12 protein-coding genes are annotated in these 12,303 nt (G+C 56.0%); 5 read left to right on the top strand and 7 right to left on the bottom strand.

Features of this window, described 5'->3' with window-relative positions; genetic code table 11:
• The first annotated feature begins 29 nt into the window (after positions 1-29).
• The 4 genes from AACY09_RS01460 (at position 30) to AACY09_RS01445 (ending at position 2,799) form a co-directional block, all read left to right on the top strand.
• The gene (locus AACY09_RS01460; RefSeq protein WP_339485634.1) at positions 30-479 is read left to right on the top strand and encodes a tellurite resistance TerB family protein; all 450 of its coding nucleotides are present in this window, start codon (positions 30-32) and stop codon (positions 477-479) included.
• Positions 480-524: 45 nt separating this feature from the next.
• Positions 525-1,523: a TerC/Alx family metal homeostasis membrane protein gene (locus tag AACY09_RS01455; protein ID WP_339487047.1), complete on the top strand. Its 999-nt coding sequence runs from the start codon at positions 525-527 to the stop codon at positions 1,521-1,523.
• 37 nt (positions 1,524-1,560) lie between these two features.
• Positions 1,561-2,136, top strand: coding sequence for a TerD family protein (locus AACY09_RS01450; protein WP_339485633.1), 576 nt, complete (start codon positions 1,561-1,563; stop codon positions 2,134-2,136).
• An 84-nt stretch (positions 2,137-2,220) separates the two neighbouring features.
• Positions 2,221-2,799: a TerD family protein gene (locus tag AACY09_RS01445; RefSeq protein WP_339485632.1), complete on the top strand. Its 579-nt coding sequence runs from the start codon at positions 2,221-2,223 to the stop codon at positions 2,797-2,799.
• Between the two features lie 113 nt (positions 2,800-2,912).
• Here AACY09_RS01445 and AACY09_RS01440 read toward each other — a convergent pair whose 3' ends face one another.
• The 7 genes from AACY09_RS01440 to gcl form a co-directional block, all read right to left on the bottom strand.
• On the bottom strand, positions 2,913-3,770 hold the full coding sequence (locus tag AACY09_RS01440; protein ID WP_339485631.1) for an ion transporter: 858 nt from the start codon (positions 3,768-3,770) through the stop codon (positions 2,913-2,915).
• Positions 3,771-3,900: 130 nt separating this feature from the next.
• Positions 3,901-4,821, bottom strand: a complete 921-nt coding sequence (locus AACY09_RS01435; protein ID WP_339485630.1) for an urea transporter — start codon at positions 4,819-4,821, stop codon at positions 3,901-3,903.
• Positions 4,822-4,977: 156 nt separating this feature from the next.
• Positions 4,978-6,393 carry a pyruvate kinase gene (pyk, locus tag AACY09_RS01430; protein WP_339485629.1) on the bottom strand — a complete coding sequence of 472 codons (1,416 nt, stop codon included), beginning with the start codon at positions 6,391-6,393 and terminating at the stop codon, positions 4,978-4,980.
• Positions 6,393-7,664, bottom strand: coding sequence for a glycerate kinase type-2 family protein (locus tag AACY09_RS01425; RefSeq protein ID WP_339485628.1), 1,272 nt, complete (start codon positions 7,662-7,664; stop codon positions 6,393-6,395). The genes pyk and AACY09_RS01425 overlap by 1 nt, the downstream gene beginning before the upstream one ends.
• 322 nt (positions 7,665-7,986) lie before the next feature.
• Positions 7,987-8,877 carry a 2-hydroxy-3-oxopropionate reductase gene (locus tag AACY09_RS01420; protein ID WP_339485627.1) on the bottom strand — a complete coding sequence of 297 codons (891 nt, stop codon included), beginning with the start codon at positions 8,875-8,877 and terminating at the stop codon, positions 7,987-7,989.
• Positions 8,878-8,888: 11 nt separating this feature from the next.
• Positions 8,889-9,671 (bottom strand): hydroxypyruvate isomerase, encoded by a 783-nt coding sequence (gene hyi, locus AACY09_RS01415; RefSeq protein WP_339485626.1) that lies wholly within the window; start codon positions 9,669-9,671, stop codon positions 8,889-8,891.
• Between the two features lie 50 nt (positions 9,672-9,721).
• Complete coding sequence (gcl, locus tag AACY09_RS01410) at positions 9,722-11,497, bottom strand: glyoxylate carboligase (protein ID WP_339485625.1); 1,776 nt, start codon at positions 11,495-11,497, stop codon at positions 9,722-9,724.
• Positions 11,498-11,818: 321 nt separating this feature from the next.
• On the opposite strand from gcl, the gene AACY09_RS01405 reads away from it, so the two are divergent.
• Positions 11,819-12,259, top strand: coding sequence for a GlcG/HbpS family heme-binding protein (locus tag AACY09_RS01405; protein WP_339485624.1), 441 nt, complete (start codon positions 11,819-11,821; stop codon positions 12,257-12,259).
• Positions 12,260-12,303: the final 44 nt, after the last annotated feature.

Below are 12,303 nucleotides of genomic sequence, written 5' to 3'. Positions count from 1 at the left end.
GTTGACGGCGCCTCTTGAGGAGAACTCACATGCTTGAGTGGCTAAAAACAAACGCAACAGCAGCGCGTGACAAGCTAACCACTGAGGTTGGCAAGTTTCGTAATCAGAAATTCATGGATGCCACCACTGCTGGCTGCGCACTGGTTGCTGCAGCAGACGGCGATATTTCCTCGGCCGAAAAATCGAAGATGGTTGGCTTTATCAGCAACTCGCCTGAGCTGAAAGTGTTCGATCTCAAGGACGTTATCAATTCGTTCAATGACCATTGCGCGAAATTTGAGTTTGACCAACAGATTGGCCGCGCTGAAGCGCTGAAAGTCATCGGTAAGCTCAAAGGCAATGATGGCGCTGCTCGATTGCTGGTCCGCGTGGTGTCTGCCGTAGGCGCGTCGGATGGCAACTTTGATGACGATGAAAAAGCGGTGTGCCGCATGATTTGTCTTGAGCTGGGCCTCAACTCAGCTGATTTTGATCTCTAAGGAACTTAACACGTGGATACACAAATTGGATTCCCACCGCTGACCATGGCGGTCTTCGTGGGGATCGCCGTCGGTGCGTTGCTCCTCGACATGATTACTCACCGTGGCGACAAGCCGATTTCGTTGGCTAAGGCCTCGATTTGGTCGCTGTTCTGGATCGCCATATCGCTGGCGTTTGCTGGCTTCCTGTACGTGCAACACGGTCCAGAAGTGGCCAGCTTGTTCGTGACTGGCTACGCCCTTGAGAAAGTGCTGAGCGTGGACAATCTGTTCGTGTTCATGGCGATCTTCGCCTGGTTCAAAGTGCCGGATGGCCTGCGCCACCGCGTACTGTATTGGGGCATCATCGGCGCAATCGTGTTCCGCGGAATCTTCGTTGCAATCGGTACCGGGCTGCTCGCATTTGGCCCATGGGTCGAGGTGGTCTTTGCGGTTATCGTTGCCTGGACGGCAATCATGATGTTGCGGGCCGGCGGTGATGAAGAGGAGGAAGAAGATTACTCCAAACACATGGCTTATCGCTTCGCCCAGAAGCTGTTCCCGGTTTGGCCAAAGCTGTACGGCCATAACTTCTTTGTCTCGCGCAAAAAGCTGGAACTGGAAATTCAGAAGCCGGAAAACGCTGGCATGTCGCTGGCGGCAAAGGGCACGATTTTCGCCACGCCACTGTTCCTGTGTCTGGTGGTGGCTGAAGTCTCCGATGTGCTGTTTGCCTTCGATTCGGTGCCTGCTGTGATTGCAGTGAGCCGTGAACCGTTGATCGTTTATTCGGCCATGTTGTTTGCAATCCTCGGTTTGCGCACCATGTACTTTGTACTGGAGGCATTAAAACGCTACCTGGTCCATCTGGAGAAGGCCGTCATCGCACTGCTGTTCTTTATCGCAGTCAAGCTCGGCTTAAATGCCACGGACCACATGTTCCATCACGGTTACACCATTGATGCCAACACCAGTTTGATGATCGTTATGATCGTCTTGGTCATTGGCGTCGTCGCAAGTTGGATCTTCCCCGGTAAGGAAGAAACCCAGCCTGAAAACAACTGAGCAACAGAATTAACCAACCATTAAGGAGCATTACCCCATGGCACTGACTCTGCAAAAAGGCGGCAACCTGTCACTCACCAAAACCGATGCCAGCTTGACCAAGCTGTTGATCGGTCTGGGTTGGGATCCACGCGCCACCGATGGTGCTGATTTCGATTTGGACGCGAGCGCCTTCCTGTTGGGTGCAAATGGCAAAGTCCGCAGCGACGCTGACTTTATTTTCTACAACCAGCTGAAAAGCCAAGACGGTTCGGTTGAGCACACCGGTGACAACCGTACCGGTGCTGGCGATGGCGACGACGAAGTGTTGAAAGTTGACCTCAATGCGGTCGCCGCTGATGTCGATAAAATTGCCTTTGTCGTGACCATTCACGATGCCGAAACGCGCAAGCAAAACTTCGGTCAAGTAGGCGGTTCATTTATCCGCGTGGTCAACGAAGTGAGCAGTGCTGAAGTAGTTCGCTACGACTTGGCCGAAGATGCCTCGACCGAAACCGCGATGGTTTTTGCTGAGCTGTATCGCAATAACGGCGAGTGGAAATTCCGCGCTGTTGGCCAAGGTTTTGCGGGTGGCCTGAAGGCCCTTGCTAACTCGTATGGCATGAACTTCTAAGACCATGGCTCGCTGGCGTGTAAATACGCCAGCGAGGCTCATGCTTATGAGTGCTGCCGAATTTTATGCACAAGGAATTTGAACATGGCTATTAGCTTGTCCAAAGGTGGCAACGTTTCGTTGTCCAAAGAAGCACCGGGTCTGACCGAAGTAGTGGTTGGCCTCGGCTGGGATCCACGGGTGACCGATGGTTCCAAGTTCGACCTCGACGCATCGGTTTTTATTGTGGGTGAAAATGGCAAAGTGCTCGACGACGCGAGCTTCATTTTCTACAACAACAAAAAGTCTGCCGATGGTTCGGTTGAGCACATGGGCGACAACCAGTCGGGCGAAGGCGAGGGTGATGATGAACAAGTCACCGTTAAGCTGAGCGGTCTGGCTGCTGTGGTTAAAAAGCTGGTGTTCGCCGTCACTATTCACGAAGCGGCTGAGCGCAAGCAAAGCTTTGGTCAGGTGGCTAACGCTTACATCCGCGTAGTGAACAAAGCCGACGGTAAAGAGCTGGCGCGTTACGACCTGAGCGAAGACGCCTCCACCGAGACGGCGATGATCTTCGGCGAAGTGTATCGTGCCGGCGAAGAATTCAAGTTCAAAGCAATTGGTCAGGGTTTTGCGGGTGGCCTCAAGCCATTGGCTGAAGCTCATGGCGTCAGCATTGCCTAAGCAGCATGGCTGAGCTGCAACAGCTCAGCCATTATTTGCAGGTTTCATCCGTTGAAACCTGCAATCCAAGGCCTGAAGTTTAAGTTCCCCCGGCCTTAATTCGCCTAGATCAATTACTCAGCCTCTTTAACCTGATCCCCATCGCGCGGGTACAACGGGTTTCCGCAGCGATTACAGAAAGCAGCATGGGGTTCATGGGTGTCTTTCTTGCAGCTCGGGCATTCCCGTTCCAGTTGCTCGCCGCCGTGCATGGCGCTGGCCAGTTCTGCAGTGAATATGCCGGTGGGCACGGCAATAATCGAGTAACCGGTAATCATCACCAGGGTCGATAGAAACTGGCCAATTACCGTCTTCGGTACAATGTCGCCAAAGCCAACGGTGGTGAGGGTAACCACGGCCCAATAGATGCCTTTGGGAATGCTGGTAAAGCCGTGTTCGGGGCCTTCAATGACATACATCAGCGTACCGAACACCGTCACCAGAATTGCGATGCAGGAGAAGAATACGATGATCTTCTGCTTGCTGCCGCGCAGTGCAGTCATCAAGAAGTTAGCTTGGCGTAAGTAGGGGCTCAGCTTGAGGACCCTGAATACCCGCATCATGCGGATGATACGGACGATAAGCAGGTACTGCGCGCTGGGGTAAAACAGCGTCAGCAAGCCGGGCAGAATCGCCAGCAAGTCGATCAGGCCATAGAAGCTGAAAATATAGCGCAGCGGTTTTGGCGAGCAGTAGATCCGCACCAGATATTCGACGGCAAACAGGGCGGTAAATATCCACTCCAAGCCAGACATCCAAGCCCGGTACTGGCTATGAATAACTTGAATACTGTCGAGCATGACCACGACAAGGCTGGCCAGAATGGCCACCAACAAAATATTGTCGAAGCGCTGTCCAGCCGGGGTATCGGTAAAGAAAATGATCCGATAAATCCGCTGGCGTAAAGTCTGTGGCTTATCCGTCTGTTGCAAAAGCGCTCCCTGGGTAACCCGCACTTGATTGATCACGAGGTAAAAAGTGGTTGTCAGCCTAGGGAGTTTAGCGTGCTTGATGCAACCCATGTTGCAGCAACTATTCTGGCAACACGTCGTGCGCAGTTGGCTACTGCTTGGTGTGGCGCGGGTCGGTGTAATCTGCGCCTTGCTTTATTAAGCGCTGGCTTGAGTTGATGAGCCAGCAGGCAAGAATAAAGGGCATGGTCAAAGCGGGCAGACCCAATGCGCTAAACCCCGGCTGCAAGGCCAAGGCAAGCATAATCGCTAGCAGGGGCAACCATCTTTGGCGATTGGCTTGGCTCACCGCAATGGCTGCCAGCACCGCGTTGTAGCCATACAGGCCCGCCAGCGCACTGTGTTGCTCCCAGCCTTGATACAGAGCAAAACCGAGGCCGCACGCTGAGCCTACTAATCCCCAAATGGCGGCGCGGGTATCGGCGACGAACAGTCCAAGCAACAAACACAGGCCCGACAATGGACGCTCAATAAACAGTACTTGACCCACGCCGCGAGCCATTGCCGCCAAACTATTGAGTAAATCAAGCGGCTGAGTGTGGCCGGTCACGTTCGGTTGTAAGTGCAGTTGTAAGGGAGCAGCAAGCCCGAGCAGCAGCCAGCTGAGCAAGACAAAAGGAAAGGTGAAGGCCGGTAGCCATTGACGGTTACGCATCCGCGCCATCCATGGTGCAAGCATCAGGCTGGACATTCCCGCGCTGGCAATAATCAGCAGAGGCAGACTCACTGACCATTGAAACTGCACGCTGATCAACATGCCCAGCAAAATTCCGTTATAGCCGTATAACCCTTGTTCAATGTCGGCGCTGGCATAGCCACGACGCTGCGCGGAGAGCATGCTGCTTAAGCCGCCGAGCAACGCACCCCCCAGCAACTCTGGCGCACCGACGGCGATGCCAAGCAAGGTCAGCAGACCGCAACCGGGATCATTTTGCAGAAATATCTGGCTGAAACCGCTTAATAACGCTCTGAAGCCGCGCAGGGCTGGGCTGGGGAATGGCTGGTTTTGCATGCCTGAAACCGCTTATATACGCACAGGGTTTAATGAAAAAACGCCCGCAGTATCGGCTGCGAGCGTCCGGGTATTCTTGGATTTAAGGTGGACATCCTTGTCCGGTGGAGCCTTAAGGTGTCCGTCCCTTGAAGCGCCATGAAGCAAACACAGGTGTTAGTGAAGGGTTTCAATTCGCAGGCTATTGGTGCTCCCCGGTTGGCCAAATGGCACGCCAGCGGTAATCACCACGGTATCGCCACGCTCCGCCATGCCTTGTGCCTGAGCGATTTCCAGAGCGGTGCTGGTGACTTCCTCAACCTTGTGCAAACGCTCGTTGACCACCGAATAGATGCCCCATGCAACGGTCAAGCGCCGCGCCGTATTCAGGCTTGGGGTGAGGCTCAGAATCGGTGACTTCGGCCGCTCACGAGAGGCACGCAAGCTTGATGCGCCTGACTCGGTGTAGTTGATCAGGGCTGCGACCGGCAAGATGGCATTGATGCGCCGAATGGCGCAGCTTATGGCATCTGATGGCGTGGCTTCGGCATTCGGCCGGCTGACATCCAGCTGCGCTTGAAAGTCTGGGCCGTTTTCCACTTGGCGGATAATTTTGCTCATCATGCTCACGGCTTCCAGCGGGTAATCGCCGGAGGCTGTCTCGGCGGAGAGCATCACCGCATCGGCACCTTCAGCGACCGCATTGGCCACATCGGTGACTTCAGCGCGGGTGGGCGCTGGGGAGAAACGCATGGATTCGAGCATCTGTGTGGCAACGACTACCGGGCGCCCTAGCTGGCGACAGGTGCGGATGATGTCTTTCTGAATGCGCGGCACATTCTCAGCCGGTACTTCAACGCCCAAATCACCACGGGCAACCATGATCGCATCGCACAGCTTGGCGATTTCTTCGAGGTGTTCAACCGCCGATGGTTTTTCGATCTTGGCCATCAGGAAGGCTTTGCCCTGAATCAGCTCGCGGGCCTCGATGATGTCTTCAGGGCGCTGCACGAACGACAGCGCGACCCAGTCAACGCCCAGCTCAAGACCAAAGCTCAGGTCGCGGCGATCTTTCTCGGTCAGCGGGCTGAGCTGCAGGACGGCTTCCGGTACGTTGACCCCTTTGCGGTCGCTCAGCTCGCCGCCGGCAATCACTTTGGTATCGACGGCGTCGGCGTGTTTGGCGGTTACCTGCAGGCGCAGGCGACCATCATCTAGCAGCAGGCTCATGCCCGGTTGCAAGGCTTCGATGATTTCAGGGTGGGGCAGGTTAACCCGCTGGGCTGTGCCGGGAGTTGCGTCCAGATCCAGGCGCAGGCTGTCACCGCGTTGCAGCATGACCTTGCCATCCGCGAAGCGGCCCACACGCAGCTTTGGACCTTGCAGATCCATCAGAATGCCGATCGGGTAATTCAGTTGCTTTTCGACTTCACGCACCCAGTTGAAACGCTCGGCGTGATCGGCATGTTCACCGTGGCTGAAGTTGAGACGGAACAGGTTGACCCCTGACTCGACCAGTTGACGAATATCGTCAATGCCTTTGATGGCCGGGCCCAGTGTGGCGAGGATTTTTACTTTCTTGTCAGGTGTCATTATGCATTGCTCTCAAGAATCAAAATGGCGCGAAAATCGTTGACGTTGGTACGGGTCGGGCCGGTCATGATCAATTCATCCAGCGCGGCGAAGTAGCCGTAACCATTGTTGTTATCCAGCTCGTCGCTGGCGCTGAGGTTTTGCAAACCCGCGCGGGCGTAGCTGAAGGGAGTCATGATGGCCCCGGCGTTATCTTCTGAGCCGTCAATGCCGTCGGTGTCGCCCGCGATGGCGTAGATTCCCTCCATGCCTTTGAGGCTATCGGTGAGGCTCAGGAGAAACTCCGCATTGCGCCCGCCACGGCCGTTGCCGCGCACTGTGACTGTGGTTTCGCCACCGGACAAAATCACACAGGGCGCCTTGAGCGGTTGGCCGTGCAGGCGAATTTGCTTGGCGATGCCGGCATGGACCTTGGCCACCTCTCGCGACTCACCTTCAAGGTCGCCGAGAATCAGCACGGGTAAACCGGCGGCTTCGGCCTTGGCGGCAGCCGCATCAAGCGATTGTTGCGGCGTGGCGATTAACTGGAAGTGGCTGCGGCTCAAGCAGGGGTCACCCGGTTTCACCGTCTCCGAACGCGGGTCTTCCAGCCACTGCCGCACATTGGCCGGTATCTCGATGTTGTAGCGCGCCAATATTGCCAGGGCTTGTGCTGAGGTACTGGGGTCGCCAACTGTTGGCCCGGAGGCGATCACTGTGGCTTCGTCACCGGGTACATCGGAGATCGCATAGGTGTTGACTGTGGCGGGCCAGCTGGCTTTGGCCAGGCGGCCGCCCTTGATGGCGGAGAGATGCTTGCGCACACAATTCATTTCGCCAATGGTCGCCCCGGATTTAAGCAAGGATTTGTTGATTGCCTGTTTGTCTTGCAGGCTGATTCCTTCAGCAGGCAGGGCGAGCAGGGAAGAGCCGCCACCTGATAACAGGAAAATCACCCGATCACTTTCAGTGAGGTTGCTGACCAGTTCCAGCACGCGCTTGGCGACTCGTTCGCCGGCGTCATCCGGGACCGGGTGTGCGGCTTCGACCACTTCGATTTTTTTACAGTCGGCGCCATGTTCGTAGCGCGTCACCACCAGTCCTGAAACCTCGCCTTGCCACTCACGCTCTATCACCTCAGCCATGGCGGCGGCAGCTTTGCCAGCACCGATGACAATCACCCGGCCGCTGCGGTCCGCGGGTAAATGGTCGGCCAATACGTGACGCGGATGTGCAGCCTCAATCGCGGTGTTAAAGAGGTCGCGCAGCAGGTTTTGCGGGTCAATGGACATGGCAGGCTCTCTTGTTTTTGGGGCAGATTGGCCGTCGCAGTAGCGGCGTGCGCATTGCGTTGCAGTGCCGTGAACCGGCAATGCAGCTCAGTCGATTACAGTCCGCAGGCGTCACACAAACGACTCTGGACTGGAATCGACCCTCCCGGTTTGCAGGCCGTGACACCGCGCGCCGGGGAGGTCGAAAGGGGTCAGGCGAATTGTCCAACCTACCTTGGACGCCTCACCTGATTTGTTGCTCTGTCGTAGGGTGGGTGACGCTTTTTTCACCCACCATTAAGCGTCGGTGGACAAGCTCTGCGTTGCCACACCCTACCAAGCCTTACTTGTCGCGGATCGAGAAGTTGGCCATGTGTTCCAGGCCTTTGATCAGCGCCGAGTGATCCCAATTGCTGCCACCGATTGCCGCGCAGGTGCTGAACACTTGCTGAGCGTTGGCGGTGTTTGGCAGATTCAGGCCCAGTTCGCGTGCGCCAGCCAGTGCCAAGTTGAGGTCTTTCTGGTGCAGGCTGATGCGGAAGCCCGGATCAAAAGTGCCTTTGATCATGCGATCGCCGTGAACTTCAAGAATCTTCGAACCGGCAAAGCCGCCCATCAGTGCTTCACGCACCTTGGCTGGATCTGCGCCGTTCTTGGCCGCGAACAGCAGGGCTTCAGCAACGGCCTGAATGTTCAGGGCAACAATGATCTGGTTGGCGACTTTGGCTGTCTGGCCGTCACCATTGCCGCCAACACGGGTAATGTTTTTACCCATCGATTGGAACAGTGGCAGGGCGCGTTCGAAGGCTTTTTCACAGCCGCCGACCATGATCGACAACGTGGCCGCTTTTGCGCCGACTTCACCACCGGAAACCGGAGCATCAAGGTAGGCTGCGCCTGTTGCTTTGATTTTTTCAGCGAAGGTTTTGGTCGCGCTTGGCGAGATCGAACTCATGTCGATCACCACCTTGTTCGGGCCAACGCCGTCGGCCACGCCGTCTTCGCGGAACAATACATCTTCAACGTGCGGGGTGTCCGGCACCATGATGATGATGAATTCAGACTCTTGCGCGACTTCCTTGGCATTGGCCAAGGCGATAGCGCCTGCGGCTACCAGGTCAGCTGGCGCTGGGTCGTGGTGAGTGGAAAGAAACAGTTGGTGACCTGCTTTTTGCAGGTTTTCAGCCATGGGCTTGCCCATGATGCCGGTACCGAGAAATCCGATTTTAGCCATGACAGTGCTCCTTAAATCGCGTTATGCGCTTTCATCCAGCCGAGGCCGGCAGCGGTGGTGGTGGCTGGCTTGTATTCACAGCCAATCCAACCCTGGTAGCCAATGCGGTCCAGGTGTTCGAACATGAAGCGGTAGTTGATCTCGCCAGTGCCCGGCTCATTGCGGCCCGGGTTGTCGGCTAGCTGCACGTGGTTGATCACCGCAAGATTGTCGCTCACGGTGCGGGCCAGATCGCCTTCCATGATTTGCATGTGATAGATGTCGTATTGCAGGTACAGGTTGCTGCTGGCGACTTTGTCGCGTATCGCCAAGGCTTGCGCCGTGGTGTTCAAGTAGAAACCCGGGATGTCGCGGGTGTTGATCATTTCCATGACCAGCTTGATACCGGCGTCAGCGAGTTTTTCAGCGGCAAACTTGAGGTTGTCGACAAAGGTTTGCTCGACGGTGGCACAGTCGTAACCCTGCGGACGGATACCGGCCAGGCAGTTGATCTGGCTGTTGCCTAATACCTTGGCGTAGGCAATCGCGGTGTCGACACCGGCGCGGAATTCTTCAACACGGTCCGGGTGGCAGGCGATACCACGTTCACCTTTAGCCCAGTCACCGGCAGGCAGGTTGAACAGCACCTGTTCCAGCTTGTTGTTGTCGAGTTCGAGCTTGATATCGCCAGCAGCGAAGTCATACGGGAACAGGTATTCCACACCGCTGAAACCGGCATCGGCGGCGGCAGTGAAACGGTCCATAAAGTCCACTTCGGTGAACAGCATCGACAAGTTGGCAGCAAAACGAGGCATAAATGGCTCCTCTGGTTTGGCTCCCTCCCCGTTAGGAGAGGGAGGTAAAATTAATCGAGCATGGAGATGGCGGTCGGCGCATCAGCACCGCGAGCAGCCAGCTCTTCAAACTCGTTAACTGCATTGATTTCAGTGCCCATGGAGATGTTGGTAACGCGCTCCAGAATCACTTCAACTACAACCGGTACGCGGTGCTCTTCCATCAACGCCTTGGCTTTGGCGAATGCAGCCTGCAAGTCATTTGGCTCGAACACGCGGATGGCTTTGCAGCCCAGCCCTTCAACCACTGCAACGTGATCTACGCCGTAACCGTTGAGCTCAGGAGCATTGATGTTCTCGAACGCCAATTGCACGCAGTAATCCATCTCAAAGCCGCGCTGCGCCTGACGAATCAAGCCCAGGTAGGAGTTGTTCACGACTACATGGATGTACGGCAGGTTGAATTGCGCGCCCACTGCCAGCTCTTCGATCATGAACTGGAAGTCATAGTCGCCAGACAACGCAACCACGTTGCGGCTTGGATCAGCCTTGGCCACACCCAGTGCAGCCGGAACGGTCCAGCCCAACGGGCCAGCTTGACCACAGTTGATCCAGTGACGCGGCTTGTAGACGTGCAAGAACTGCGCGCCGGCAATTTGCGACAGACCAATGGTGGTGACGTAGCAGGTGTCTTTGCCGAAAAACTCGTTCATCTCTTCGTACACGCGCTGCGGTTTTACCGGCACGTTTTCGAAGTGAGTCTTGCGCTGCATGGTGCGCTTGCGCTCGCGGCAGGCCTCAACCCAGCTGCTGCGATCTTTCAACTTGCCAGCGGCTTTCCACTCGCGGGCTACTTCAAGGAACGCATTCAGCGCTGCACCTGCATCCGACACGATGCCCAGGTCCGGGTTGAAGACGCGACCGATTTGGGTCGGCTCGATATCCACGTGGATGAACTTACGGCCTTCGGTGTACACCTCAACGGTGCCGGTGTGGCGGTTAGCCCAACGGTTACCGATACCGAATACCAAGTCCGATTCCAGCAGCGTGGCGTTGCCATAGCGATGCGAGGTTTGCAGACCGACCATGCCGACCATCAGTTTGTGGTCGTCCGGGATCGAACCCCAACCCATCAAGGTTGGTACTACAGGCACGCCAGTCAGTTCGGCAAACTCGACCAGCTTGTCCGCTGCGTCAGCATTGAAAATACCGCCACCTGCGACCAGCAATGGACGGTCTGACTCGTTGAGCATCGCCAAGGCTTTTTCAGCTTGCACGCGAGTAGCGGCAGGCTTGGCCAAAGGCATTGGCTCATAGGCATCGATATCAAATTCAATCTCGGCCATTTGCACGTCAAACGGCAGGTCGATCAGCACAGGGCCGGGACGACCGGAGCGCATTTCATAGAACGCCTTCTGGAATGCACGCGGCACCTGGCCGGGTTCCATCACAGTGGTTGCCCACTTGGTGACAGGCTTGACGATGCTGGTGATGTCAACGGCCTGGAAATCTTCTTTGTGCATGCGCGCACGCGGCGCTTGGCCGGTGATGCACAGGATTGGGATTGAGTCAGCGCTGGCGGAGTACAAGCCAGTCACCATGTCGGTGCCAGCTGGGCCGGAGGTGCCGATGCACACGCCGATGTTGCCGGCATTGGTGCGGGTATAACCCTCGGCCATGTGCGAAGCACCTTCAACGTGACGGGCCAGGACGTGGTCGATGCCGCCAACTTTGTTCAGTGCTGCGTACAGCGGGTTGATGGCGGCGCCGGGGATGCCAAACGCGGTGTCAACACCTTCGCGGCGCATCACCAGTACGGCGGCCTCGATTGCTCTCATTCTGGCCATATCTTGTGCCTCTTTTATTATGAAATTGTATACAAGTTGCTGTGACTGATTCTATTCATGACATGACTTTCTGGTCAACTATTTTTGATTCAATAGGACTTTTAAGCGGAATCTCTTTTAAAACAGGTGTTTTAAAGGGCGTTTTCCGTAGGGTTCGTTAGCTTGCTTATAAAATGTATACAAAAAATAAATAAATTGTATTTTGGTGTTGAGTTTTTTGTATCTGGTGCGATAGTTAAGTCGATTTTTGATTGCACTGCCGGTCAAACGGGTTGCAGTGCGTTTCTTCGACTTTTCGCTTTAAATAAGGATGGCCTTGCCATGCAGACCTTAACTCTGGATATCGCTACAACCATCAGCCAGCGGGCGCTTGCCATCGGCCGTGAGATTAAAACGGCGCCCTTGACGATTGCCGTGCTGGACTCGGGCGGGCACTTGATCAGCTTGCAGCGTGAGGATGGGGCTAGCCTGTTGCGCCCGCAGATAGCCGTGGGCAAAGCCTGGGGCGCGCTGGCGCTGGGCAAAGGATCGCGAGCCATTGCCGCGGATGCGCAGCAACGTCCGGCATTTATCGGTTCGGTGAATAATCTGGCGGATGGCAATCTTGTCCCGGCACCCGGCGGCGTGCTGATTCGCAGCAGCGGCGGCGAGATCATCGGGGCAATCGGGATTACCGGCGACACCTCGGATATCGACGAGCAATGCGCGGTCGGAGCTGTGGAGTCCGCCGGTCTACAGGCAGATGCTGGCGCTGCAGCCTAGCGCCGAGAGGTACCTCGATGCGTGTGCATCGAGGTTTTGGGTTC

This window comes from Pseudomonas sp. EL_65y_Pfl2_R95 (assembly GCF_963971045.1).
In the GTDB taxonomy this organism is placed as follows: domain Bacteria; phylum Pseudomonadota; class Gammaproteobacteria; order Pseudomonadales; family Pseudomonadaceae; genus Aquipseudomonas.
Note: the sequence above shows the minus strand (reverse complement) of the source record. Positions and strands in the feature narration are given on the sequence as shown.